Genomic DNA, 26,352 nt, shown 5'->3' on the forward strand with positions numbered 1-26,352 from the left:
TCAGCAGTGAAACGATGCATCGCCGATGGTAGTGTGGGGTTTCCCCATGTGAGAGTAGGTCATCGTCAAGATTAAATTCCGAAACCCCATTTGCGAAAGCAGATGGGGTTTTGTTTTGGGCGGTCGAAAATCCAGCCACCATACATCAACCTCATAACACCAAGCGTCCTCTGCGCAACTCCTCTCAAAAACGGCTCATTAGCATGCCGTTCGGGAATTCGATGCAAAGTGTTTCCGCATTTTTGGTATGGTGCAGCACATTTTCACAGGGATTGATCTTTTATCCGCAGGACGCGGCGTCGACCTTCTTCAACGAGATGCTGTAGAAATGCCTGAACCGATACCGATCAAAGATCACGAAAAAGAGAACCGCCTAGTCAACAAGCGCCTGCTCGCCTGTGCGCTGTTGGTGATTGGCATCACCTGCGCCCTGGTAGGGCGCATGTACTTCCTGCAGGTCGTACAGTTTGACTACCACTCCACGATTTCCGAAAACAACCGTGTCCACGTGTTGCCGATCACCCCGACGCGTGGGTTGATCTACGACCGTAACGGCGTGGTACTGGCCGACAACCGCCCCAGCTACAACCTGACAATCACCCGTGAACGCACCACTGACCTCAAGGGCGAGCTGGACGCTATCGTCAGCCTGCTGCACCTGCCGGCCGAAGACCGCGCGGTCTTCGACAAAGCACTGAAGCAGGCACGCCATCCCTTCGTCCCTGTGACCTTGTTCTACGAACTGACCGAAGAGCAGATCGCTCTACTGGCCGTGAACGAGTTCCGCCTCCCTGGCGTAGACGTAGAACCGCAGTTCGTCCGCCATTACCCCCTGGGCGCTCACTTTGCGCACTCCATCGGTTACGTAGGCCGGATCAACGAGAAAGAATCCAAAGCCCTCGACTCCGTGGAGTACCGCGGTACGCAGTCCATCGGCAAGACCGGTATCGAGCGCTTTTACGAGTCGGAGCTACATGGCCACGTCGGCTATGAAGAAGTCGAGACCAATGCGCAAGGCCGCGTACTGCGCGTACTCAAGCACACCGACCCGATTCCCGGCAAAAACATCGTGCTGAGTCTCGATGTGCACCTTCAGGAAGCAGCAGAAGAAGCCCTGGGGGATCGCCGTGGCTCGGTGGTTGCACTGGACCCGCAAACCGGCGAAGTTCTCGCCATGGTCAGCAAACCCAGTTTCGATCCGAACTTGTTTGTTACCGGTATCAGCTTCAAGGAATACGCTGCACTGCACGATTCCATCGACCGGCCGCTGTTCAACCGCGTGCTACGGGGTCTCTACGCGCCAGGCTCGACGATCAAACCGGAAGTCGCCATCGCCGGCTTGGACAGTGGCGTTGTCACTGCACAAACCCGCGTGTTCGATCCTGGCTACTACCAATTGCCGGACTTTGACCATAAATACCGCAACTGGAACCACAGCGGTGACGGCTGGGTAGATATGGACGCGGCCATCATGCGCTCCAACGACACCTATTTTTACGACCTGGCCCACAAGCTGGGCATCGATCGCCTGCATGACTATCTGGCTGAGTTCGGCCTGGGCCAGAAAGTCTCATTGGACATGTTCGAAGAGTCCGCCGGCCTGATGCCTTCCCAGGCCTGGAAGCGCGCCACGCGCCGCCAACCCTGGTTCCCGGGCGAAACCGTGATCCTCGGCATTGGCCAGGGCTACATGCAGGTCACGCCACTGCAACTGGCCCAGGCCACCGCACTGATTGCCAACAAAGGCGTGTGGAACCGACCGCACCTGGCCAAGACCATCAACGGCGTGCCGCCGGTGGATGAAAACCCGATGCCCAACGTGGTCCTCAAGGATCCACGTGATTGGGAACAGGTCAATCACGGCATGCAGTTGGTGATGCACGACCCACGCGGCATTGCACGTGCTGCCGCACAAGGCGCGCAATATCGCATTGCCGGCAAGAGTGGTACGGCGCAAGTGGTGGCGATCAAACAGGGCGAGCGTTACAACCGTGAGAAGACCCTCGAGCGCCATCGCGACAACGCCCTGTTCGTCGGCTTCGCGCCAGCGGAACACCCGAAGATCGTGATTTCGGTGATGATCGAAAACGGCGAGGCCGGCGGTCGCGTGGCAGGTCCGGTGGTGCGCCAGATCATGGACGCCTGGCTGCTCGACCAGGAAGGCCACCTGAAACCCCAATATGCGACGCCAGCCAAAGCGCCGGGCGACCCCAAGGTGTGATTCAGGCTTTCCACTCATCCCACTGGTCTACGCCTTCGTAGGCCAGCCAAGGCACATCATGGACCGTCCAGATGTGCGCGGTGGGCCTGACGCCCGGATCATCGTCCAGCGTCGCCACCCGTACAATGACGTGGGGCTGATGCCCACGCTCCGCCATCAGGTGTGAGCCGCAGCGCGAGCAGAAATGCCGAAGTTTGCCCGGCGACGATTCGAAGGACGCCAGCCACTCCTGGCCCTGTGTCCAGCGAAAGTGCTCACGCATCACGCCGGCTGTCGCCACAAATGCCGCCGCATGCACCTTGCGGCAGCTGTCGCAATGGCAGTGGCTGATAGGCATATCCAAGCTGTCTAACTGGTACCGCACAGCCTTGCAGAAACAACTGCCATTGAGTGGTTGGGTCATCACACGTCACCTCAGAGGAGAGGAGACAATCTACCTTTTGCCACCACGCGGCGCATAGCCATTGCCTTTGTTCCGCCAAGTGGACGTTCTGAAGCAAGTCGCAACACCAATGCGTGGCCGAAAGGTTGCGCATTGTTCGATGTCGCCTACTGTCAATGGAGGAGGTGACTTATGCACGTATTGGATCGAATCGAACGAAAAGTCCTGCTCAACGCTACACGTAAACAGGTCTGGGAAGCCCTCACCGATGCCGAGCAATTCGGCCGTTGGTTCGGTATCGCACTCAAGGGTCAAACCTTCGTTGCTGGGCAAAGTATCGAGGCGCCGATCACTTATCCGGGCTACGAACATGTGATCTGGAAGGCCAGGATCGAACGTATCCTGCCGCAAACACTGTTTTCTTTCTGGTGGCATCCCTTCGCGGTAGAGGAGGGTATCGACTACGACCAGGAAACCCCAACCTTGGTGGAGTTCACGATTGAGGATCGGGCGCCGGGCATTCTGCTGCGGGTGGTCGAATCCGGGTTCGATGCCGTGCCTGAGGCACGACGGCAGAAGGCCTTCAAAATGAATTCCCGTGGTTGGGACGAACAGATGGGCAACATCGAAAACTACCTGAGCCAGGCCCGCCAGGCTTGAGGGTAGCGGGCATCCTCAGTGATGCCCGCCTTTCACCGGTCTCAGCCTTCGTGAACGGTGGTGATCTCCAGGGTGTCGGTGTAAGTCACCACCACACTCTGCCCGACCTTGAGGTCTTTGAGGCCGGCGCGGATTTCCGGTTTCTCAACCTTCAACACTTTCGTCGCGCCGGCTGGATTCTCCAGAGTGACCTGGTTTTTCTTCAGGTCGATATGGGTGATCTTCAGCTGCACCTGCACCTGGCGGAAGGCCGCGCCGCCTGGGTTGGGGTTGTCGGCGGTGGCGCGGATCACGCCGGCTTTTTCGCTGGCGTCCGGAGCGCTCTTGTCCACGTCGGTGTCCAGCACGGCCGCGACCGAGTGGGTGGTCAACACCTTGACCTGGTCGCCGACCTTGAGGTTGCCCAGGTCCTTGGCGGCATCGGTGAGTTGCACATGCACCTCACGGCCCTCGGCACCCGCAAGCACGACTTGATGCTTGGCGGCATCTACCGCCAGCACCTTGGTGGTGACTTCATCGGCTTCAAGGGATTTGGACAGCGGGATATCGGCGGCATGGGCCACCAGGTTGCCGGCGGACAGTAGAGTGGCCAAGGCGATTGCCTGGCGAAGGGAGCGAGATAACTTCATTGTCAGGACTTCCATGTGAGAGAAGCCCTGAGTCTAGTGGTGAGCCGGCGATGCGCAAATCTGCCGACTCACGTTGTTGCCGTTCTGTTAGAAGTCCACGCTGGCCGACAGCTTGGCGACGCGCGGATCGCCTTGGCTCAGGAAACCGCCCTGGGCCGATTCCCAGTACTTCTCGTTGGCGACGTTCTCCACGGTGGCGCCGAGGGTGACATCACGCTGGGCCACCTTGAAGTTGTAGCGCGCGCCGATATCGAAGCGGTTCCATGCGGGCAGGCTCAGGTTGTTCGCGGCGTCGGCGTACTGCCCACCGGTGCGCAACATGCGACCGTTGAGGGTTACACCTTGCAGGCCGGGCACATCCCAATCCACGCCGGCATTGAGCTGGAACGAAGGCACACCGATGGCGCGGTTACCGTCGTTGGCGCCGTTTTGCGTGTCCTTGAGTTCGGTCTTCATGACGGTCACGCCTCCCAGCAAGCGCAGGCCGCTGACCGGTTCGCCGAAGACGTTCAACTCAACGCCTTTGTTGATCTGCAGGCCTTCGCGAACGTAGCGCGCTGTCGTTGCATCGATGACCTGAACGTAACCGGCCCCAGGTTGTTCGATACGGTAAACACCCAGCGTTGCCCCATAGGTGCCCATATCAACTTTCACGCCGGCCTCAATCTGCTTGGAGCGCGCTGGCGCAAACACCTCGCCGCCGCCGATGATGGTCCGGTTACCCGAGTTGACGGGGGAGGTCGGGCCCTGGGCCAAACCTTCGATGCGGTTGGCGTAGAAGGACACATGCTCCCACGGCTTGAAGACCAGGCCGTAGACCGGCGTGGTGATCGATTCGTCATAGTTGGCGGTACGCGTGCCGCTCATGTAGTTGTAGCCCTGCACCACGATCTGCTGGCGGCGTGCACCGACCGTCACTAGCAGGCGGTCATCGAAGAACCCCAGTGTGTCGGACACCGCCGTACTGCGCACAAAGGTCTTGGCGGTAATGGTCGGGTCGCTGAAATCCGTGCCTGGCGTATTGCGTGGGTTGTTCAGGGCCGGTGGCGCACCGGTCACAGGGTTGTAGATATTGGTGAGGGTGCGTGGGCTGGCGAACACATAAGCGTTGCGCGCCTGGGTCCAGATGCCGGCCAAGCCGAAGTTGAGTCGATGGCTCACAGGGCCGGTCTGGAACTTGCCGTTCAGGCCGCCCATGACGCTGCTGTTGTCTTCTTCATGGGCGATGGTCGAACCGCTGGCGGTGGCATTGCCCAGGTTATCGGTCAGGGTCACCGACGAGTAGCGCCCCATTTCGCGGGTGTGCTTGGCGCCTGCCGCCGCATAGGCCGTCCAGTTATCGTTCAAGTCATACTCGGCACGCAGCATCCCCAGGGTGTCCTCAAGGTTGGTGCTGCTCCAGCTCGGCGCGTAGTTGGTGTCGGCCGACGGTGCATCCGGGACATGGGTGGCGGTGCCCAGGAAGACCGAGTTACGCCCGCCGTTGATGCGCTGCTTTTGGTACACAAAGTCACTCGACAAGCGCAACGCATCGCCACGGTAGTCCAGGCCGACGGCAAACAGCTTCGAGCGCTGGCTTTCATCATCGATACCGGTATCGCCTTCGCGCTGGGACAGGTTCACCCGTGCGCCAAAACGGTTGTCTTCACCGAAGCGCTGGCCAATATCCAAGTGTTCGCCCACCCGGCCATCACTGCTGATATCAGTGCTGAATCGACGCAACGGCACATCATCGGCACGCTTGGGTTGCAGGTTCACACCACCGCCGATCCCCGAGCCGCCGGGCGTCACGCCGTTGATGAAGGCGTTCGGGCCCTTGAACACTTCCACGCGCTCCAAGGCGTCGGTGGAGATGATCTGGCGCGGCAGGATGCCGTACAAGCCGTTGAAGGAAATGTCGTCGCCATTCAGTGGCAGGCCTCGGATCATGAAGGTCTGCGCCTGGTTGGCAAACCCCGACGCCTGGCGCACGGACGAATCATTGAGCAGCACATCGCCGACGGTTTCGGCCTGCTGGTCGCGAATCAGTTTCTCGGTGTAGGAAGCCATGCTGAACGGCACGTCCATGATGTCCTGGTTGCCCAGCACACCCAATTGACCGCCGCGTGCCACTTGGCCACCCGCATATACAGGGGGCAGGGCGCTTGGCGCGGGGGCATCGGCGTTGATGTTGGTGGCGCCCAGTTCCAGCGTGTTGCCTTCCTGGCCGGTGTTCGCATCCTGCGGGGTGGCTGGGGTTGCAGCGTGAGCGCTGAGGCTCAGGGAGCAGCACAGGGCGAGCAGGGTTGGGCGCAACGGCACGGCGAATGGGGCGGGCATGGGCGATCCTGACGGCTAACCGTCATGTGTGAGGAAAAGGGCAACGGCGTTGCGCGTCCTCACTGCGCGGATACGACTCCGGCGCGAATGATAGTAATTATTATTAACGTCGCGCAACAAATTTTTACTGACACGGTCTGCGCGCGTGGATGCCGAGTAGAATCACGCCCTGAAAGCGATTCCTGAGGTGCGGTACGGTGGATTTACAGCAGGGTTTTGTCCTGACCCGGCATTGGCGCGATACCCCGGCGGGCACGGAGGTCAGCTTCTGGCTGGCCACCGACCAGGGCCCGAGGTTTGTCCGCCTACCCGTGCAGACCTCGGTGATGTTCATCCCTGAGGCCCATCGCAAGCCGCTGGATTGGCTGCTCAAGGGCGAGCGCGACATCGAGTTGCGCCCCTTGCAACTGTGCGATTTCCATCACCGCCCCGTCCTCGGCCTGTACACCCGCCAGCATCGCCAGGCGATGGACGTGGAAAAACGCCTGCGCGCGGCGGGCGTCGACGTCTACGAAGGTGACGTGCGCCCGCCCGAACGCTACATGATGGAGCGTTTCATCACCGCCCCGGTGTGGTTCGGCGGCACGCCCGACGCCAACGGCGTACTGTGCGACGCACAGATGAAACCCGCGCCCGACTACCGTCCGCCGCTGAAACTGGTGTCCCTCGACATCGAGACCACCGCCCAGGGCGATCTCTATTCCATCGCCCTCGAAGGCTGCGGCGAGCGTCAGGTGTACATGCTCGGCCCGCCGAACAAAACCGACGCCGTGGACTTCAAGCTCGACTATTGCGACACCCGTGCCCAACTGCTCGAACGCCTCAACCAGTGGCTGGCGCTGCACGACCCCGATGCGATCATCGGCTGGAACGTGGTGCAGTTCGACCTGCGCGTGCTGCACGAACATGCCCAGCGCCTCAATGTGCCGCTCATGCTCGGCCGGGGCGAAGAACCGATGGCTTGGCGCGAACACGGCAGCCGCAATCATTACTTTGCCGCCGCAGCGGGGCGCTTGATCATCGATGGCATCGAAGCCCTGCGTTCGGCCACCTGGAGCTTCGAATCCTTCAGCCTGGAGAACGTCGCGCAAACCCTGCTGGGCGAAGGCAAGGACATTTCCACGCCGTACCAGCGCATGGACGAGATCAACCGCATGTTCGCCGAGGACAAGCCCGCCCTGGCGCGCTACAACCTCAAGGACTGCGAGCTGGTCACGCGGATTTTCGAGAAGACCGAACTGCTCAAGTTCCTGCTGGAGCGCGCCAGCGTCACCGGCTTGCCGGCCGACCGCAACGGCGGCTCCGTCGCCGCGTTCACCCATTTGTACATGCCGTTGATGCATCGCCAGGGCTTCGTCGCGCCGAACCTGGGCGACAAACCGCCCCAGGCCAGCCCCGGCGGATTTGTCATGGACTCACGCCCCGGCCTTTACGAATCGGTGTTGGTGCTCGACTACAAAAGCCTCTACCCGTCGATCATCCGCAGTTTCCTGATCGACCCGGTGGGTCTCATCGAAGGCCTCAAGTACCCCGACGACAGTGCCTCGGTAGAAGGCTTTCGCGGCGCACGGTTTTCCCGCACCCGGCATTGTTTGCCGTCCATTGTCGCGCGGGTTTCCGAAGGCCGCGAAGAGGCCAAGCGCGAACACAACGCGCCGCTGTCCCAGGCCCTGAAAATCATCATGAACGCCTTCTACGGCGTACTCGGCTCCAGCGGCTGCCGCTTCTTCGATACACGCCTGGCCTCGTCGATCACGATGCGTGGCCACCAGATCATGCGCCAGACCCGCGAACTGGTCGAAGCCCAAGGCTATGAGGTGATCTACGGCGACACTGATTCCACCTTCGTGTGGCTCGGCAGCGCGCATTCCCAGGAGGATGCCAGCCGTATCGGCAGGGCCTTGGTGCAGCACGTCAACGATTGGTGGCGCGAACACTTGCTCACCGCGTTCGGCCTGCAAAGCGCTTTGGAGTTGCAGTACGAAACCCACTTCACGCGGTTCCTCATGCCGACCATCCGTGGCGCGGAGGAGGGCAGCAAAAAACGCTATGCCGGTCTGGTGGTGCGCAGCGATGGCAGCGAAGAAATGGTCTATAAAGGCCTGGAAACCGTGCGCAGCGACTGGTCGCCCCTGGCCCGTCGATTCCAGCAGGAACTCTACCAGCGCATCTTCCATCGCCAGCCGCATCAGGACTACATCCGCGACTACGTGCGCCGTACCCTCAGTGGCGAATTCGATGAATTGCTGATCTACCGCAAACGTCTGCGCCGCCGGCTGGACGACTACGAGCGCAACGTGCCGCCCCATGTGCGCGCCGCGCGTCTGGCCGATGAGTACAACGACCGCCTGAACCGCCCGCGCCAGTACCAGCGCGGTGGCTGGATCAGCTACGTGATCAGCGTCAACGGCCCGGAACCGCTGGAAGTGCGGCAAGCGCCCATCGATTACGACCACTACGTCACCCGGCAATTACAGCCGGTGGCGGATGCGATCCTGCCGTTCGTGAATGACGATTTCAGCACCCTGGTGGGCGGTCAGATGGGCCTGTTTTAAAACGCTTGATTCGTCAGGGCGGCAGCCTGCACTCTCTGTCTCTGATGACCACCCAGACGGCGCTGCCACCATGACCCTGATCACACTGACCGGCACCACGGTCGAACTCCTGCCCCTGCAAAGGGAGCACAAGGCCGCCTTGCTCGACGCCGCCGCCGATGGCGAATTGTGGAACCTGAAGGTCACCAACGTACCGGGCCCGGACACGGTTGATCAGTACATCGACACCGCCCTGGCGGGGCGTGACGCCGGTAGCGTGATCCCGTTCACCCTGGTGCGTCGTGAAGACGGCCAAGTGGTCGGCAGTACGCGGTTCTGGAAGGTCGACCGGGTCAATCGCAAGTTGGAAATCGGCCATACCTGGCTGGCGCTGTCCACGCAGAAAAGCGCGATCAACACCGAAGCCAAGCTGCTGTTGCTGACCTACGCGTTCGAAGTGCTCGACTGCGTGCGCGTGCAATTCACCACCGATGAACTCAACGAAAAGTCCCGCGCCGCGATCCTGCGCCTCGGCGCCGTGCAGGAAGGCATCGTGCGCCACGAACGCATCATGCCCGACGGGCGCAAGCGCAACTCGGTGCGGTTCAGCATCATCGATTCTGAATGGCCGCAGGTGAAGGCCAACTTGCAGGCCAAACTGCACCGTTAGGAGGAAAAGCCCATGTACACGCTGTATGGCATCGACGAATCCGGCTCCTGCATGATCGAAATCGCCTTGCAGCGCTGTGCAGTGCCTTGGCGACGGGTGGACGCGGCCTCCTGGGCGGAGGGTGAGGGCAGTGATGAACTGGCCCGGATCAACCCGCTCAAGCAGGTGCCCACCCTGGTCACCGCCGATGGCCAGGTGCTGACCGAAAGTGCCGCGATCCTGATCCACCTCGGCCTGGAATATCCCGCCTCGGACCTGCTGGCCGGCAATCGCGCGCAGATCATCCGCGGCCTGGTGTACATCGCCGCCAATTGCTATTCGGCGATCGGCATCATCGACTACCCGCAACGCTGGCTCGGCAATGTCAACGAAACCGTGCAGGCGCAATTGGTGACCGGCACCCGACGTTACCTGCACCAGGCCTGGGTGGTGTTCGCCGATCAGTTCGACGAGCAATTGTTTGCGCCCAACGGCGTGCCGAATGCGTTGGGCCTTATGGCGGCGGCGGTGTCGCGCTGGGATGAAGCGCGAGAGGCATTGAACGGCTTGGCGCCGGGCTTTGCCCAGAGCCTGGCGCAGGTGGATGCCGACCCCATCGTCGCCCCCGTATTTGCACGGCATTGGCCCGAGTGGAAGGTCTCATGATGTTTCCGAAATCAGTGGAAACAATGACACTTGAGCCTACCAAACCCTTGCGTAGCGGGCGTCCTGTCCTACGCTTTCTTAAAGTGGTGTAGGAATCATCCTTGAATTTGACTGTCGCAGACATGAAACTCAAGAACCCTGCATGGAATACAAAGGAGGTGCGCATGCTCATCCGGTCGCTGACCCTGGCTACCTTGATGGCTTTTACGGGGCCGCTGTTGGCTGCTGATGATATCAACCCGCTCAAGCAAGACTTGGGCAAGGCCCGGCCGCTGGTGGTGGTAGAGCTTGATTCCGGCAACGACACCTTGGCGACCCTCAAGAAACAGTTGGACGAGCCTGCGACCAAGCAGTCTTTCGAAGAACGCAACATGGTGTTCTACACCGTGAAGTTCGGCAGCATCGGCGCCGAAGGCGAGAAGTTCGCCAAGGACCCCAAGGACAATAAAAAGCTCACGCCTCCGGAAACGAATGCACTGATCCGTGCCCTCAAGCTGGGTGCCGGCAGTGGCACCAAAGTGATCCTGGTGGGCAAGGACGGCGAGAAGAAAGTCGAGAAGACCGTGCCACCGGATACCCTCGACCTGAAAGAGTTCTTCAGCGCCATCGACCAGATGCCGATGGCCGAGAAAGAAACCGACGCCGCCCCGGAGCCTGAACCTGCTGCCCCGGCTCCAGCCAAGGGCGCCAAGCCTGCCAAACACGGCGCCAAGCCAGCCCCGCAACAACTCGACGACTGAACCCAAGACCCTGTAGGTGCGAACGCCTACAGGGTTTTTTGTGGCTTGCGCACCGGAAACGGAAAGTAGAAAAACCGCAAAAACGCCACCCGCTTGATCACTTCCCCGATCAACAAAGGCACCACCACGGCCACCCCAAAACCCACGCAGGCCGCCACAAGTGCGTGCAGCCCCAGGCGCTCCAGCAGGTCCACGGTCTTGTGCTGGATCTCGCCGTGGAAGATCAGCAGGATCAAGGTGTTCTGGCCAATGTAGGTCATCGCCCGTGTGATGACGGTCGACACCATCAGCACCCGCGCCAGCGACCAGCATGCGTACACGCCGAGCACCGCGAGCAGGCTGGTCCACAGCCAGTGGTCGTAGCGGCGCTGCGCCAGGTCCATGGTGGCGTGGCTGTAGAGGAACACGGCGGCGAACAACGCCACCGACATCAGCAGCCCCAGCCACGATCCCTCATGTCGACGCAGCCAGTCGCGCAGCAGGTAGCCGCAGATGAAGTAGGTGCTGCTGATCAGGGTGATTTCCAGGCCGAAGGGCAGGCCGGGCAACGTCCAGGTCTGCCCGCCGACGCTCACCGGGATTTGCCAGAACCACGGCAGAACCCAGATGCCGATCAACAGTTGTACCGCCATCAGCAGGCAGCCTACCGGCAGTGACAGCTTCAGGCGCTGGATCAAGCGCAGCATCACCCAACTGAACAGGATCGCCACCCAGAAGTGCGGCAGAAACCACAGCGCCTGCCAAGGAATGGTATCCACCGAGGCATACAGCACGCCGCCGATGTCCGGCAGCAGGGGTTGGCCGCGCAGCACGTCGCGTACGATCACATACACCAGCATGGTGAAGAAAAACGGCTTGAGCAGACCGTCGGCCTTGCGCACGGCCATTTCCACAAACGGCTGCTCGGGCTTGAAGAACACGCCGGAGAGGAAAAAGAACAACGGCAAGATGAACGAGGCGATGATCGGGTACTGCAGCTCCAGCGAGTTCGCCACGAACCAACTGTGACCGTACACGATCATCAGGATGCCGATGCCCTTGGCAATGTCCATTTGAATCCAACGATGTTTCATCCGCCTATCCCCGATCGATCATTCATGCCTTGCGCCACGGCTTGAGCCACAGCCCCATGCCCAGCAACACCACGGCGCCGGCCAGGGTGCTCAGCCCCAGTTGCAGCCACACGCCTTCTATCCGAAACAGCGCCAACGCCGCGACGCCCATCAGCACGGCACTGAGCAGCCAGCTCCGGGCCCAGGGCAGGGCGCCGAGCAAGGCCTGGCGTTGCATCAGCAGCAGCGCGGTGCAGATCACCCCGGCCAGTGCGGCCAACGGAATCCCCGCCAGGCCGAACACAAACGGCAGCACGCCGAGCAGCAATACGTTGACCAGGCTGCCGAGCAATTCGCAGCGCAGTGGCTGGCGCGTGTCCCCGGCCGCGTAGGCATACCGCGCGAGCAACGCGTTCCAGGCGCCGAATACCAGCGGCACGGCAAACCAGGCCAGCAGCAGCGGCAATGGCGAGTCCAGCGATTGCTTGGGCAGCAGCAACGCCACCAGGCTCGGGGCCGCCGCCACCAGGCCGACACCGGCGGGCAGGGTCAGTACGCTGGCGGTTTCCAGGCCGCGCTTGAGCAGGGCCAGGCGCTCATCGCCCTGACGGCGGCTCATCATGCCCAGCAGTACTTGGTTGAGGCTCATCAGCGCAATCAGCGGCAGGTTCATCAGCTTGCGCGCCAGGTTGACCCAGGTCACCGCGCCTTCACCCAGCAGCGACGCCACCAGCCGTTCGATCAGGGCCAGGCCCTGGCTGGCGCCGTTGCTCAGCAACAATGGACCGATGCGCTGGCCCAACTCCCGCAGCGGCGCCAGCGACCATTGGCAGCGCCACGGCCGCCAGCCCTGGCGCCACATCGATGGCAGCAGCGCCAACGGCATCAACAGGCTACCGACCAGGCAGGCCAGGGCCAGCGAGTGCGGTTGGGTCGCGGTGCCAGCGAGGGCGAGGTAGGTCACCGGCGGCAGGTTGAACAGCAACGAACCCAGGCCGGCCAGCACAAAACGTTCGCTGGCCTGCAACGGGATGCTGAACAGCGCGTGCAGCATCAACCCCGGCACGCACCAGGCAACGATCTGCAAGTTGCTGCTGGCGAGCGCCGTGGCGCTCGCCGCCAAGCCCGGTCCGAGCAGTTGCACCAGCCACGGCGCCAGCAGCGTCAGCAATAGGCTGGTGGCCAGCGCGATCAGCAGCAGCGCCGGGAACAACACGGCCAGCCAACCCAGTCGCTCGTGGTCCTTGCGCGCCAGGTACAGCGGCAGCGCGGCCGCACTCAGCACGCCGCCGGCGAGTGACATGCGCAGCGCTTCCGGCAAAAACAGCGCAATCAGGAACGCATCACTGCGCTCGCCCGCGCCCCAGGCCGCCACCAGCAACCATTCGCGGGCAAAGCCCAGGCACAGGCCCAGCAGTGTCGCCAGCGTCAGCCAGACGGCGGAGCCCAGCATCAGGGCTTCGCGCCATCAAGCACGGGTTTTCGAAAGACCACCGGTTTCACCTGCGGTAGGCGTGCCGGAAACAACCGGCGTGCCTCCAGCACGTTGATGCCGACCATCAGCCAGAACAGCGCGACCATCACCACGGCGAAGCTGAAGTAGTGGTCGAACAGGCCGCTGACCAGCGCCGAGAGAATCCCGGCCGTGGTGCCCAGCCACAGCGCATTGTCTTTGGTCAGACGGATCGGGCCGTTTTCCGGGCGGGCTTCACGCCACCAGCGCACGGTCACCGCGATGAAGAACAGCATGCCAACAATGCCGGTCTTGTAGATGTAGTTCAGCCACAGGTTGGAGATGCCCAGCAGGTGGGTGTCAGGCACCGGTGGGTCGACCTTGAAGCCGATGCCGAACGGGTACGACGCCACCGCCTGCGGGAACATGCGGTATTCGTCGAAACGTACTTCGGTACTGGCGTTGCTCGAAGAGAAGATCGTCGCCAAGCGTTCCTGCAACGGTGGGTAGGCCATCACCAGCACGACGGTCAACACCGCGCCGATCATCAGCAGACGCCCGGTGTAGGGCACCCGGCGCGTGGCCATCCATAGCAGCACCAACGCCAGGCTGACCATCGCCCCCCGGCTACTCGCCAGCAGCAAGGCCGCCGCGCCCAGGCACGCCACGCCCAGGCCCAATGCACGTTTCCAGCCTTGTTCGGTCATGCCGAAACAGAAGGCCAGGGGCAGCAACAGCGCCATGATCCCGCCGATGGCATTCGGGTGCATCCACGGCGAGCCCATGCGCGAAGCCATGGCTTCCAGGCCGAATTTCAGCATGTCGAAGTTGCCGTAGTTGAACAGCGCCAGCACCGGCGCGATGCCAGCCCCGGAGCGCGTGCGCACGAACACTGCGATCGACAGCACCAGCATCGCCAGGCTACCCAGCAGCAGGGCGATCACCAGGGATTCGCGGTGCTTGTGGTCCACCAGCAACTTGGCGCAGAGGAATACGCCCGACAAGTTCAGCAACCAACGCAGCCAGTTGGCCACGCCGCTGCTGTCGGCGTGAATGGTGACTTGGCCGACAATGAAGGGAAACACACTGAACAGCATCAGCCACAACAGCATCTGGTCGGTCGGGCGCCGGGTGAGGCTCGGCGTATCCTGCAGGCGTACCAGGAAACTGTTCCACAGCACGGCGCCCCAGGTCATCGCCAAAATGGCTTCGCTGACGGTACTGCGAATGCCCAGGTTGATCGTGGAATACGGCATGAACGTAGCGACCAGCGCGAACAGCAACAGGCCCCAGAATGGAAAGCGCAAGATAGTCACCGCCCCGGCCAGGCCGATCACGGCGAGGAACGCCTTGGCCGGCGACAACAGCAGGGCAACGGCGCCAAACAACAGGCCGAAGAGGATGGCGACGAGGCTGGGCAGGGTCATTCTCACTTCAGTTCCTCGATCAATTCGGCCAGGCGTCGGCGGTAGGCGTGATGGTTGAAGCGTTGCGCCCATTGCCGGTGTTGCTCGGGGGATGCTTCTTCAGTGCGTTCGCCGAGGCTGAGCATCAGTTGCGTCAATGCCGGGCCGTCGGTGGGCGAAAAGCGCGGCGCCGAAGGCGGCGTGATTTCATCCAGCGAGGTACCGCTGGCCACCGCCACTGGGGTGCCGACGTTCAAAGCTTCGATCACCGGCAGGCCGAAACCTTCGGCATAGGAAGGCTGCCACAGGCGCGAGGCCTGGCGGTACAGCGCATGCAATTCGGCGTCCGACACGCCACTGAGTGCGCGTATCCCCGGCAGGGTACGCTGGGCCTCGGGCAAATGCTCAAGACTGCCCACCAGCACCAACTCCGGCACGGCGGCGGATTGCTGCCGCGCCTGCTGCCAGGCGTCGACCAGGAACGGCACGTTCTTGCGCAGTTCACGCGTGCCCACCAGCAACCAAAAGCGCTCGGGCAATTGGCGAGCGCTGAGGTCCGCCGCCAGGTCGGCAAAGCCATCGACCTGATTGGGCAGTACGCGAATCTTGCCGGCCGCCTTGGGAAACAACCGCGCGGTTTCATCGGCGCTGTATTGCGACGGCGTCCACACCCGGTCGGCGCTGTGCACCGCGTAGGCAATCGACAGGCGATCGCAGGTCTTGTAGATCAGCGCCTTCAGACGGTTGGCGTGGTAGTTGTTCAGCGTGATCTGAAACAGGTCATGCAACAGCACCACCGTGCGCAGCCCCTTCGGCTTGGGCGGCAAAGGCAGGCCCATATTGAAGGTGCTGATGTACAGGTCGATCTGCTGTTCACGCAACGCACGCGGCAGAAAACCGGCCTCGAACCGCAGGCGATTCTGCGGCTGGTGCATCGCGGTCTTGGCGCAGCCCCAGGCCGGGCAATGGGCCTGCAAACGGGTTTCATCGCCCAGGGGCGCCACGGTAAACCGCTCAAGCTCGATGCCTGGCAGACCGTGCAGGGCGCTTTCCAGCGCGTACACCTGGCGGCTGATGCCCGATTGCGGCGAGGTGCCGACGGTGCGGTAATCCAGGCCTACACGCATGCGGGCTCCTTGTGAATCAGGGGCGAAAGGCTGGCGTACACTTTTTCCAACTGGCTGGCGGCGACGCTCCAGTCATGGGCGCGGCGTACGTAGGCACGGCCGGCTTCGCCCATGGGCGCGGCGGCGTCGGGAAATTGCAGCAGGCGCACCACGGCATCGGCCAGGCTCACGGCGGTCTGCCCGCCGAGGTAGTCCAGGCCTTCGACCAGGTCCAACCCCGACACGCCTTGTTCGGTACTTGCCAACGGCAAGCCGGCGGCCAACGCCTCCAGCACCTTGAGCTTGGAACCGCCGCCGTGACGCAACGGCGCCAGAAACACCGAACAGCTCGACTGCAATTTCAGCAGGTTGGGCACAAAACCCTGCCATTCAATGCGCGGGTCCGGCCAGCGTTCACGCCAACTGTCCGGCATGCCGAAGCCGCACACACTCATGCGCGCATCCGGGCAACGCGCCCAGACCTTGGGCAGGATTTCATCCAGGGCCCACTCGATGGCGTCGACGTTGGGCGCGTATTCATAGTTGCCCAGGAACAGCACGCGGCGGGTCGACGGGTCGGGACGCGCCGCTGCGAAGTGATCGCAATCCACGCCATTGACCACCACCGACACCGGTTTGCCGGCGATTTTTTCCAGGGTCTGGGCATCGCTGTCGGTCACCGCCACCACCTGCGTGGCCTGGCGCATCACCCTGCGTTCCCAGCGGGTATAGCGCCATTGATCGTAGCGAATGAACGGCAGCGCCCAGCCTGGCAGGCGGTCATAGGTGGCCGCGCCGAGCGCGGACTCGACATTGTGTTCGGTCAGCACGAACGGCTGGGATTTACGCGCCAGCGCATCTTCATACGGTTGAAAGGTGTACGTGTGCTCGATCTGCACCACATCCCAGTATTCGTTGAGCAGTTGGTTGAAGCGGTCCTGCAACGCGCCCGACAAGCCATTCACGCTGGCCAGCAGCGGGTAGGGCGCGAACAGCCCGGCGATCAGGGTCTTAACGCTGCGCAACGGGCGACGCGGCAGGATGATCAGTTGCTCGAGAAAGGCCTCCAGCACCTGGCGGTCGGTGAGCGACACCGGGTGCTTGTCATGCAGCAGCAAGGTGATCCGATGCCCACGTGCGGCCAGGCTGCGCAGCAGGTGGAACTGGCGCGTCTTGCCACCGCTGGTGGCGGGCCAGGGCGAGTAGGGCAGGATCCATAAAATGCGCATGGCAGGCCTCACTCCCATAACAGAATTTGCAGGTTCGACTTGACCGGAACGGTCAGGCCGTTGGCGCCGCTCACCGGGGTTTGTGTGCCGCGCAGCGGGTCGTACAGGGTGGCGCTGGCCAAGCCCGGCAAGTGCGCGTTGCCGCCCTGGGCCGACCAGAAGAACCACAGCTTGCGCCCGTCGGTGCGGGTCCAGCCGATGCTGAACAGGCCGTCGGGCAATGCGTCGGCAGCCGGCGGATCGCCCGGCGTGAGCTTCGGCCCGCTGATATCGAGGAAGTTCTTCAGCGCGGTGTAGACCGGCTTGGGGTTGGTGTCGATGTCCAGCAAGCCATAGGAGCGGTCACGCACACTGGCGCGCTGGTCGAGGTCGCTCAAGGTGAACAGGAAAATCTTGTCGTAATCCATCGCGCTCATCAGCGCCAGGCGGCGCACCACGTAGTCGGCCTGTGCCTGTGGCGTGATGATGTCCTGGGCGTCTTTTGGGCCCTTGTAGGTCGACCAGCCCCACTCGGTGCTCCACAAGGTTTGCACGCCGCCGTTGCGCAGGACCTGGTTGAGCTGGGTGGTCTTGGCGATGAAATCCAGGTTGGCCGGGTCGTTGCCTTCGGGCAATTGGGTGTAGGGGTGGTAGGAGATGATCGTGTTCAGACTGACCACGCCCAGCGCGCCCAAGGCGTCGAACATGGTCTGGCCGTTGGGCATTTCACTGAAGAACGCCATGCCGGCGGCGACCACCGGTTTGGTCGGGTTCACTGAGCGCAAGGCGTTGGTGGTGACGGTCAACAGGCTCGCGTAGCCGGCAGGATCCGCCACCGGGCGCCAGAAGCCGATCAGGTTCGGTTCGTTCCAGACTTGCCAGGCGTCGACGCTGGGGTAGCGCTGGGAGAGCAACGCCATGCGGTTGGCGAACACGTTGGGGTCTTTTGGCGGGTACTGGTCCGGGTACAGCGACAGCGGTGGCGCGCTGGTGATAAAGCGTGCCGAACCCACCAGGTAAAACACCGACTTGATCTGGTTCTGTTGCAGTTTGCCCACCAGTTCATCGAGGGTGGCGAGCTTGTATTGGTTCTGCGCGGTTTCCAGTTGATCCCAGTGCAAATCCAGGCGCACCCACTCCAGGCCCAGGGCCTTGAGGCGGTCGATCTGCTTCTGGTAACGCTCGGGGCTGAACCACAGGAACTGCGCATTCACCCCCAGGAAATCCTTCCACACCACCTCCTTGCTGCCCTTGAGCACATGGCTTTCGGCGTCCGCTTGGCGTCCCCATAAGAATGCGGTCAGGCCCAGGGCGGCGACCAGCGCAAAGGTGGCGAGGTAGGTGCGTTTACGCGCCATAAGGGTCTCCGCTGATGGCCTGCTCGAAGAGCTGTTTGAATTTCTGCGCGGTCAACGGCCACAGGCGTTCGCGACCGATTTCCCCGGCACGCTCGGCCCAATCCCTTGCCAGCAGTGGCGTGCGCGCCAGGCGCAGCAGTTGTTCGCCCAGCGCGGCCACATCGCCTTCGGGGTAGATCGCGCCGTTGCCGCTGGCGACTTCCTCGGCAAACGCGCGCGCGTCAGAGGTGATCGCGCCACGCCCGCAGGCGGTGGCCCAGGACAACGCGCCACTGGTGCCGCGCTGGCGCCCGAGCAGGCCGAGTTTTTTCGATTCACGGTAGGGCAGCACCATCACATGGTGGGCCTGGATGGTCTGGGCGATCTCATCGGCCGGCAGGTTCAGGCGCCAGTCAATGGCGTCGGTCAGGCCCAGTGTCGCGATCTGCGCGTTCAGTTGTTCCAGGTAGTTGCCGCCCGCGCCAAACGCCATTTCGGCGGCCGTGCCGCCGGCCAGGGTCAGGCGCACGCGGGCGCGCAATTCGGGGGCTTGCTTGAACACATCCGCCAAGGCTTGCACCAGATCTTCGATGCCTTTGCCACGGTAGATAAAGCCGAAATACAGCAGCCGCAGGGTGTCCAGTGACGGTAGCGGCGCCGGCGCAATCGCCAGGTTGGCATGGTTGATCACCGCGACTTTGCCGGCCGGCAGTTGCATGCGTTGGGTCAAGCAGTCGGCGCCCAGGCGGGTGAGGGTTACCAACCGGGTCAGCCCCTTGGCGACTTGGCGTTCTTCGCGCAGGGTCAGCGGGTCGGCCAGCACCACTGCCGCCTGGGGCAATGGGCTCGGCAAACGTTCCATCAGGTTCAAGGGGAAGGGCAGGTGTTCACGTCGCCACACGATGCGCTCCGGGTCATGCACGGTGGCGGTCAACGGCAGCTGCGGGTAGGCCTTGCGCAGTTCACGCAAGGCCAGGAATTCCCCCAGCCGCCCGCCGCCCAACTCAGCGTGCACCAAGTCGACGGACTGCCAGGCGAACGCCGCGATGGCGTGCTGGATCGCCTCGGAATTGCCCGCCACCCCGGCCAACGGTGTCAGCACCGTCACGCCGAGTTGTTCCAGTGCCGTGCGGAAATGGTTCGCGTAGTCGGCGATCCCGTTCTTTTCCGGCGGCAAGGGCGCGAGCAGGGCGATACGCATCAGAACGCTCCTCGGTATTTGCCGATGGTGTGCAGTACTTTGCTCGGCACTTCGAACTTGCGGCGGTTGATGATGATGCCGTCCACCTTGCCAAACGCGGTGTTGAGGATCGACAGCGCATGCTCCACCACCGGCACGGTACTTTTGCGCGCTTCCACCACCAGGCCGATCAGGTCGGCGCGGCGCAGGTTGACGAACGCCTCGCGGTTGTCCAGCAGGGCCGAGGCGTCGAGCAGCACCACTTCACCCGGCGCGGCGGCTTCCAGCCCGCCGACCCGCACGTTGATGCCGTTCTCGTGCAGCAACTGGCGCAGTTGTTCGACCACAAAGGTCACCCCTTCGCCATGGCGCGCCGAGGTCAGGCCCAGGGTCAGGCCTTGCTCGGCAATGCGGTCGGGCTGCAGCAGGCTGTACAAGCGATAGATGCTCGCATTGAACGCGTTGGTACTTTGCGCGGTGGAGGTGTCCAGCTCCGGCAGGGTGGTCCACAGGGGCAGGCCGAACTTGCGCTCCACCAGGCCACCGTCGTGAATCCGCTGGTCGAGCAGGTAGCACAGGTAGATCACCAGCAGGCCGACCACGATGGCAAACGGGATCGCCAACACCAGCATCACCAGGGTTTTCGGGAAGATGCGACCCGGGTTCAGGGTGGCTTCTTCGATCACGGCGATGTTGCTGATCTGGCTGTTGTCCAGCTCGCGGTCGATGCGCGATTTTTCCAGGTTATCCACGTACAGCGCGTAGTTGCGCTCGGTGGTGTTCAGCTCGCGGGAGAGGCGGGCCAGCTCCGGTTCAATCTCCAGGGCCTCTTTGCGTTGCGCTTCCAGGTTCACCAGTTGTTTCTGCTGTTGAACCAGTTGGGTGCGCAGCGCCAGGTTGTTGCTGGTTTCATCCAGCAACACGCGCTGCAAGTGGATTTCCAGGGTGTTCGGCGCACGGTTTTCCGAGGCTTGCACGGTGCTGGCCTCGCTGTTGACCTGCACCTGCATCGCCCGAATCGACGCGTCCAGGGCTTTGACCGGCGGCGCGTTGTCGGTGTAGGTGCGCATCATGTCGGCCTTTTCCAGCAGCTTCTGGTTGAGCAGGCGACGCAAATCCTGTTGCTGCGGGTTCAGTGCGATCTGGCGTACCGTGGTGACTTCCTTGGGCTGGCCCTTGAGCTGGGTGCGCGTGCTCGCAATGGCGCTGTCGGAGGACGCGATCAGCCGCGTGGTATTGAAGGTCTCGCCACGCAGCACGTTGATGCGCTCGGACAAGTCTTCCAGGCGGTCGGTGATACTCGCCGCGCCGATCTCGTTCAGGTGGGTGAGGATCTGTTCCTTGTAGCTCTTGATCTCGGTCGCGCTGTTGGCCACCTGGCCCTCATAGAAGGCATAAAGGCTCTTGCGGCCCAAGGCCTCGGTGCGCTCATTGATGTAGGTCTCGACCCAATCCTTGACCACCGCCTGGGCGATTTCCGGGTCGCTCCACTTGAACGTGATGTCCATCACCGTGGAACCGGCGGCGTGGCTCACCTCGAAGTTCTTCTCCAGGCCGGCGGCCAGACGTTCGACCGGGGTGGTTTTCTCAACGATACCCACGGTTTCCATGACCACGCGCACGCCGTCGAACACTGCCCCCACGCCGCTCTTGACGTAGTACTTGGTGCGCTTCCAGAAGCCCTCTGGCGGCGGCGCGTTTTCGATCACTTCCAGGTAATGCTCGGCCACCGCACGCACGATGGGCCGGCCGGTGAGCAGGCGCTCCTCGTCGACAATCGGGTCGCGCTGGGTGCTGGGCATCACCAGCGCCTGGCGGTTGCTGATCTCGATAGGCAAGGTCGAATCACGCCCCGGTTTCACCAACAGCCGCGCGGTGGACTCGTACTTGGCCGGCAGCAGGAACGCCCCCAGCAGGATGATCACCAGCGCGGCAATCGCCGCGAGTTTGAACTCGTGCCGGAAGATGAAGAACAAGCGCAGAAGATCACGAAAAGAACGGATCTCGATCATGGGATGTCGCTCCTTTAGTTATTGCCGCCGCTGGTTCGGGTGTAGTTGTAGCCCACCCCAATGGACTTGGTGAACGGGATCAGTTGGTTCATGTAGGTATCCACCCCTTGGATGCGCTCGCCCACGTTGGATTTGGGCACGAACACCACATCGCCGCGTTGCAGGCGCACTGGTTTGCGGCCGTTGGGGCCGGTCTTGAGCAGTTGGCTGAAGTCCAGGAAGTACGCGCGATACGCGCCCTGGGCGTCTTCGCGCAGCAGGGCGACCATGCTCGCGTTGCCCGCCGCGCTGACCCCGCCGGCACCGAGGATGGCCTGCTCCAGGGTGTTGGCCGTGCCGAGCTGCACCGCCGTCGGGTTGTTCACCGCGCCGCCGACGATGATCGAGCTGCCAGGCGCCTGGTTGATGTTCACCGTCACGCGTGGTTCGCGGTAAATGGGTGCGAGTTTGCCGGTCAACTCCGTGGCCAGTTCCGAAGGCTGGCGACCGGCGACCTGTACCGGCCCCAGGAACGGATAGTTGATCTTGCCGTCGGTCTGCACCGTGTACAGCGTCAGCTCATAAATGGTGCTGACGTTGAACGCCGACAGCGTCGGCATTTCGCCGGCATCGCGCACGATGCGCAACTGGTCGCCGATGCGGATGCGTTCCACCGCCGGCGGCAGTTGGGCAAGCTGCTCGAGGGCGCGTTTGCCTTCCTCGACCGTCTTGCCATCGGGCGGGACGATGCGTGCCGGCGTATTGCAGGCGGCCAGGGCCATCATGGCCACGACGAGCAGGGTTCGTTTCATCAAGGGGGACTTCCTGTAGGTCATGATGCTCACCTCCAATAACCGGGAAACATGCTGATGCGCCGCTTGAGGGCGAGGGGGAGGCGACGCTCCAGATGGCCCAGCCGGTAGCCGAGCAGTTTGAATGCACTGCGCACCAGCACTTCGGGGACGCGGTGCAAGGCCCCGGCTTTGCGCAAGGCCGCGAGTTCGGCCAGCACATAGCGCTTGCCTTCGCCCCCCGCGTCGCCAAAGGCCTGTTTGATCCACGGTTCGCGGCCGTAGAACACGCCGATATCGAAGTAGCGGTGAAACTCATCCATGAGTTTGTAATCGTGGGAGTGATGCACCAGCGCCGTGGCGGCGTAGCGCACCTTGTAGCCTTCAAGCAGCATGCGCGCAGCGACAAAGGCGTCTTCGCTGCCGATCACATCCGCTGGAAAACCGCCCACTGCTTCCAGCACGCTGCGCCGGTACACGGAAAACGAGTCGGAACTGAAGCAGGTCTTGATGCCCAACTCCGGCGCATCGGCGAGGCTCTTGCTGCGGCTCTGTTCCGGATAGTTAAAGTGCCGCGATTGCGCACCCAGCACACCCGCATCGGGATGCGGCAACTGGCGACCGTAGGCTACGCCGTTGAGCGGGTCCTGCTGCAATTCGGCGAGCAGGTTGGCGAAGGTCTCGGGGGTGGCGGGAATCGCGTCCTGGGTCATGACGATCAGTGCATCGCCGCCCACCTGTTGGCTGGCCCAGCGCCGGGTGCCGCCATGGTTGAAATCACGCGCGTCGATCACCTCGACCCGTGCGCCGAACTCGCGAAAGCGCGCCACGGTGTCATCGCTGGAGGCGCTGTCCACCACCAGCATTTCGTCAGGTTGCAGGGTTTGCATGCGCAGCGCCGGCAGCAGGCGTGCCAGGTGGCTGGAGGCGTTACGGGTCGGAATGATCAGAGACGTACGCATATCATTTTTTCACTTCAGCCGGGGCGCGCCCGTAGATGTCGTCGAAGCGCACGATGTCGTCCTCGCCCAAGTACTCGCCGCTCTGCACCTCGATCATCACCAGGTCGATGATGCCGGGGTTGGTCAGGCGGTGTTTGTGCCCGGCGGGGATGTAGGTGGACTCGTTGGCGTTGATCAGGAATTCGCGCTCGCCGTTGGTGATCTGCGCCGCACCGCTGACCACCACCCAGTGCTCGCTGCGGTGGTGGTGCATCTGCAACGACAGCGACGCCTGGGGCTTGACCACGATGCGCTTGATCTTGAAGCGGCTGCTTTCTTCCAGCACGGTGTAGGTGCCCCAAGGCCGGGTGACCGTGCGGTGCAGGCTGTACGCCGGATGGTTCTGGCGCTTGAGCTCGGCGACGATGTAGCGCACATCCTGGCTGCGGTGGGCGTCGGCGATCAGCAGGGCGTCCGGGGTGTCGACGATGATCAGGTCGCGCACGCCCACGGCACCGAGTACGCGCTTGGGCGAGTCGATGTAGCAGTTGTGTACGTCATGCAGAATCGCTTCGCCATTGACCTGGTTGCCATGGGCGTCGCTGGGGGTGAGCTGGCGCAGGGCTTCCCAGGAACCGATGTCGCTCCAGCCGATGTCGCAGGGCACCACGGCGACTTGCCTGGACTTCTCCATCAGCGCCACGTCGATGGAAATATCCGGCGCGCTGCCAAAGGCCTCCGAGTCCAGTTCGCGCTGGCGCGAGGTCTTGTTCTGCAGACTCTGGCTGTGGTCGAGGGCGGCGCGCGCAGCTTCCAGCACGTCGGGCGCATGGGCCGCGAGCTCGTCCACCAGCGTGCTGGCCTTGAAGCAGAACATGCCGGCGTTCCACAGGTGTTTGCCGCCGTCGAGGTAGGCCTGGGCAGTGGCCAGGTCGGGTTTTTCGACGAAGCGTTTGACCCGGTTGCCCGTGCTCAACGGCTCGCCTTGTTCGATGTAGCCAAAGCCGGTTTCCGGATGATCCGGCTGGATGCCGAAGGTCACCAGGTAGCCGGCTTCGGCCAGGTCGCGGGCCTGGGTCACGGCTTCGGCGAACGCCACCTCGTTGAGGATCAAATGATCGGCGGGCATCACCAGCAACTGTGCGTCGCCGCCGAAGTGTTCCTGCACGTGCAACGCCGCCACGGCAATTGCCGCCGCCGTGTTGCGGCCGAACGGCTCCAGCAACAGGTCCAGGGGCAGGTGGGCCTTATTGACCAGGCGATAGTCATCCAGGGTGCGGAACAGCAGGTCGCGGTTGGTCACCGTCAACACGCTTTCCACGCCGGGCAATTTGGCGGCGCGCTGGAAGGTTTTTTGCAGCAGGCTCTGGCCGTCGCGCATGCGCATGAACGGCTTGGGCATGTTCTGCCGGGACACCGGCCACAGCCGCGTGCCCGAACCACCGGAAATGATGCAGGGAATTAATCCGTTGAGGGTATTCATCAATAGACTTCCTTGGTGGAAAGGACGGCCGGGACCGTCATGAAGACGATGTACAAGTCAAACCACACCGACCACTTGGAGATGTACTCCAGGTCGTACTCGACACGTTTCTGGATCTTGAACAGGGTGTCGGTCTCGCCCCGGTAACCATTGATCTGCGCCCAGCCGGTGATACCCGGCTTGACCCGGTGCCGTGAGCTGTACTCGCTGACCGCCACTTCAAAGGGAATGCCGGCCGCCTTGGTCGCCGTGGCATGCGGGCGCGGGCCGACCATGGACATGTTGCCCAGCAGCACATTGAACAGTTGCGGCAGCTCGTCAATGCTGGTCTTGCGGATGATGCGGCCCACGCGGGTGATGCGCGGATCTTCGCGGGTGGTCTGGCGTTCGGCGGTGAAGTCGCTCTGGTCGGTGTACATCGAGCGGAACTTGAACACGCGGATTTCATTGTCGTTGTAGCCGTAGCGATTCTGGCGAAACAGCACCGGGCCCTTGGAGTCGAGCTTGATCGCAATCGCCGTCGCCAGCATCACCGGCGACAGCGTGACCAAGGCCAGGCTGGCGAGCAGCAAATCCTCACAGCGCTTGATCACCGGCGACCAGCCGCGCAGCGGCAGTTGCGAAGTGTTGAACATCAGGATGCCGCCCACGTCGGTAATCTTGCTGTGGCCGTAGCGCAGGGCGGCCATGTCCGGCACCAGCATCACGTTCACCGACAACTGCCGCAGGCGGTTGACCAAACCGTGGATGCGCTGCTCGGCGGCCCAGGGCAGGCAGATCATCACTTGATTGACCTGCTCTGCGCGGATCAGTTTTTCCAGGTCGCGGGTGTTGCCCAGCAACGGCAGGTTGCTCAGTTCCTTGGGAATGCGCTCGGTGCGGTCGTCGATGAAACCGATCAGGCCGGAACGGATATCCCCGTTGCGCTGCAAGTGATCAGCGACGTGTACGGCCGTGTCGGTAAAGCCCAGGATCACCGTGCGTTGCAGGTATTTGCCGGACTGCATCAGCCGACGGTACAGGCGCAACATCACCAGGCGTTCAAGGCAGAACAGCGCCAGGCTGGCGACGTACCAGGTCACTAGGTTGCGCGGGGTCAACTGTGGGAAGAACTGCAGGATCTGGTACATGAACAGCAGGATGCAAAAGGCCGCCGTCCAGGCCTTGATCTTGGTTTTCAAGCGCAGCCGGTTGCTGAACAATTCTTCGGAATAGATGCCCAGGGCCTGGAACAGAATAATGGTCAGGACCGCGAAAAACACCAGCAGCCCCAGGAAATGGGCGCGCAGCTCGGGGTCCATCGGGTCCAGGAAGAGCACCAGGACCAGTGGGGGCAAAATGGCCGTCAGGCCATGGATCAACTTGACGAAAACAACAAAGAACTCAACAAAACCGGCGCGTGTTAAAAACAAACTGTCGACGGACGACTTCTCTCGCATAAAAACATCCCTCATTGCACTCCAGACTTCGCTGTTTGAGGGTGTGTTCAATAAAGCAGCAGGCTGCTTTAGAGCTCAGATCAAACCGGCTACTCTGGGTAATACGCAACTTTCCATTCCAAATGCAGCTATCCATTTGAAGGGATTTTGCGGGGGTAGTGACTA

General features: G+C 62.4%; 21 protein-coding genes. 6 read left to right on the forward strand and 15 right to left on the reverse strand.

The window, feature by feature from the left end; translation table 11 throughout:
* Nucleotides 1–328: 328 nt before the first annotated feature.
* Nucleotides 329–2,221, forward strand: coding sequence for a penicillin-binding protein 2 (gene mrdA / locus ACP7EW_RS29160; protein WP_016974809.1), 1,893 nt, complete (start codon nt 329–331; stop codon nt 2,219–2,221).
* A gap of 1 nt (nt 2,222) precedes the next feature.
* Here the strand turns inward: mrdA and ACP7EW_RS29165 are convergent, their stop codons facing one another.
* Entirely contained in the window at nt 2,223–2,624 is a 402-nt protein-coding gene (locus ACP7EW_RS29165) for a GFA family protein (RefSeq protein WP_426221595.1), read from the reverse strand.
* A 171-nt stretch (nt 2,625–2,795) separates the two neighbouring features.
* Here ACP7EW_RS29165 and ACP7EW_RS29170 point away from each other — a divergent pair, with 171 nt between their 5' ends.
* A complete protein-coding gene (locus tag ACP7EW_RS29170) occupies nt 2,796–3,263 on the forward strand; it encodes an SRPBCC family protein (RefSeq protein ID WP_426221596.1) in 468 nt (155 codons plus the stop codon).
* Between the two features lie 41 nt (nt 3,264–3,304).
* Here ACP7EW_RS29170 and ACP7EW_RS29175 read toward each other — a convergent pair whose 3' ends face one another.
* Together ACP7EW_RS29175 and ACP7EW_RS29180 are read right to left on the reverse strand one after the other, a co-directional pair.
* On the reverse strand, nt 3,305–3,892 hold the full coding sequence (locus ACP7EW_RS29175; protein WP_426221597.1) for a hypothetical protein: 588 nt from the start codon (nt 3,890–3,892) through the stop codon (nt 3,305–3,307).
* An 87-nt stretch (nt 3,893–3,979) separates the two neighbouring features.
* Nucleotides 3,980–6,211, reverse strand: a complete 2,232-nt coding sequence (locus ACP7EW_RS29180; RefSeq protein WP_426221598.1) for a TonB-dependent receptor — start codon at nt 6,209–6,211, stop codon at nt 3,980–3,982.
* 197 nt (nt 6,212–6,408) lie between these two features.
* Here ACP7EW_RS29180 and ACP7EW_RS29185 point away from each other — a divergent pair, with 197 nt between their 5' ends.
* The 4 genes from ACP7EW_RS29185 to ACP7EW_RS29200 all read left to right on the forward strand — a co-directional run bounded on the left by ACP7EW_RS29185 (nt 6,409) and on the right by ACP7EW_RS29200 (nt 10,800).
* Nucleotides 6,409–8,766, forward strand: coding sequence for a DNA polymerase II (locus ACP7EW_RS29185; RefSeq protein WP_426221599.1), 2,358 nt, complete (start codon nt 6,409–6,411; stop codon nt 8,764–8,766).
* 70 nt (nt 8,767–8,836) lie between these two features.
* Nucleotides 8,837–9,415 carry a GNAT family N-acetyltransferase gene (locus ACP7EW_RS29190; protein WP_426221600.1) on the forward strand — a complete coding sequence of 193 codons (579 nt, stop codon included), beginning with the start codon at nt 8,837–8,839 and terminating at the stop codon, nt 9,413–9,415.
* 12 nt (nt 9,416–9,427) lie between these two features.
* On the forward strand, nt 9,428–10,060 hold the full coding sequence (locus tag ACP7EW_RS29195; RefSeq protein WP_269133410.1) for a glutathione S-transferase: 633 nt from the start codon (nt 9,428–9,430) through the stop codon (nt 10,058–10,060).
* Between the two features lie 164 nt (nt 10,061–10,224).
* Nucleotides 10,225–10,800, forward strand: a complete 576-nt coding sequence (locus tag ACP7EW_RS29200) for a DUF4174 domain-containing protein (protein WP_426221601.1) — start codon at nt 10,225–10,227, stop codon at nt 10,798–10,800.
* A gap of 26 nt (nt 10,801–10,826) precedes the next feature.
* Here ACP7EW_RS29200 and ACP7EW_RS29205 read toward each other — a convergent pair whose 3' ends face one another.
* From ACP7EW_RS29205 to ACP7EW_RS29260, 12 genes are read right to left on the reverse strand one after another with little or no spacing between them, the layout of a single operon-like run.
* Nucleotides 10,827–11,873: an acyltransferase family protein gene (locus tag ACP7EW_RS29205; RefSeq protein ID WP_426221602.1), complete on the reverse strand. Its 1,047-nt coding sequence runs from the start codon at nt 11,871–11,873 to the stop codon at nt 10,827–10,829.
* 22 nt (nt 11,874–11,895) lie between these two features.
* Nucleotides 11,896–13,305, reverse strand: coding sequence for a lipid II flippase MurJ (locus tag ACP7EW_RS29210; RefSeq protein WP_426221603.1), 1,410 nt, complete (start codon nt 13,303–13,305; stop codon nt 11,896–11,898).
* The gene (locus tag ACP7EW_RS29215; protein ID WP_426221604.1) at nt 13,305–14,732 is read right to left on the reverse strand and encodes an O-antigen ligase family protein; all 1,428 of its coding nucleotides are present in this window, start codon (nt 14,730–14,732) and stop codon (nt 13,305–13,307) included. The genes ACP7EW_RS29210 and ACP7EW_RS29215 overlap by 1 nt, the downstream gene beginning before the upstream one ends.
* A 2-nt stretch (nt 14,733–14,734) precedes the next feature.
* On the reverse strand, nt 14,735–15,838 hold the full coding sequence (locus ACP7EW_RS29220; protein ID WP_426221605.1) for a glycosyltransferase family 4 protein: 1,104 nt from the start codon (nt 15,836–15,838) through the stop codon (nt 14,735–14,737).
* Complete coding sequence (locus tag ACP7EW_RS29225; protein ID WP_426221606.1) at nt 15,829–17,046, reverse strand: glycosyltransferase family 4 protein; 1,218 nt, start codon at nt 17,044–17,046, stop codon at nt 15,829–15,831. The genes ACP7EW_RS29220 and ACP7EW_RS29225 overlap by 10 nt, the downstream gene beginning before the upstream one ends.
* A gap of 8 nt (nt 17,047–17,054) precedes the next feature.
* The gene (locus ACP7EW_RS29230; protein WP_426221607.1) at nt 17,055–18,383 is read right to left on the reverse strand and encodes a GH39 family glycosyl hydrolase; all 1,329 of its coding nucleotides are present in this window, start codon (nt 18,381–18,383) and stop codon (nt 17,055–17,057) included.
* Nucleotides 18,373–19,563: a glycosyltransferase gene (locus ACP7EW_RS29235; RefSeq protein ID WP_426221608.1), complete on the reverse strand. Its 1,191-nt coding sequence runs from the start codon at nt 19,561–19,563 to the stop codon at nt 18,373–18,375. The genes ACP7EW_RS29230 and ACP7EW_RS29235 overlap by 11 nt, the downstream gene beginning before the upstream one ends.
* Entirely contained in the window at nt 19,563–21,554 is a 1,992-nt protein-coding gene (locus ACP7EW_RS29240; protein ID WP_314533723.1) for an exopolysaccharide transport family protein, read from the reverse strand. Before ACP7EW_RS29240 ends, ACP7EW_RS29235 begins: the two co-directional genes overlap by 1 nt.
* Nucleotides 21,555–21,568: 14 nt before the next feature.
* Nucleotides 21,569–22,345 (reverse strand): polysaccharide biosynthesis/export family protein, encoded by a 777-nt coding sequence (locus ACP7EW_RS29245; RefSeq protein WP_033899680.1) that lies wholly within the window; start codon nt 22,343–22,345, stop codon nt 21,569–21,571.
* A 29-nt stretch (nt 22,346–22,374) separates the two neighbouring features.
* Complete coding sequence (locus ACP7EW_RS29250) at nt 22,375–23,286, reverse strand: glycosyltransferase family 2 protein (protein ID WP_038845015.1); 912 nt, start codon at nt 23,284–23,286, stop codon at nt 22,375–22,377.
* A gap of 1 nt (nt 23,287) precedes the next feature.
* A complete protein-coding gene (locus ACP7EW_RS29255) occupies nt 23,288–24,748 on the reverse strand; it encodes a mannose-1-phosphate guanylyltransferase/mannose-6-phosphate isomerase (RefSeq protein WP_426221609.1) in 1,461 nt (486 codons plus the stop codon).
* Entirely contained in the window at nt 24,748–26,187 is a 1,440-nt protein-coding gene (locus ACP7EW_RS29260; protein ID WP_426221610.1) for an undecaprenyl-phosphate glucose phosphotransferase, read from the reverse strand. The genes ACP7EW_RS29255 and ACP7EW_RS29260 overlap by 1 nt, the downstream gene beginning before the upstream one ends.
* Nucleotides 26,188–26,352: the final 165 nt, after the last annotated feature.

The sequence above is a fragment of the Pseudomonas sp. DWRC2-2 genome, from assembly GCF_049897885.1.
Lineage (GTDB): Bacteria > Pseudomonadota > Gammaproteobacteria > Pseudomonadales > Pseudomonadaceae > Aquipseudomonas > Aquipseudomonas azotoformans_A.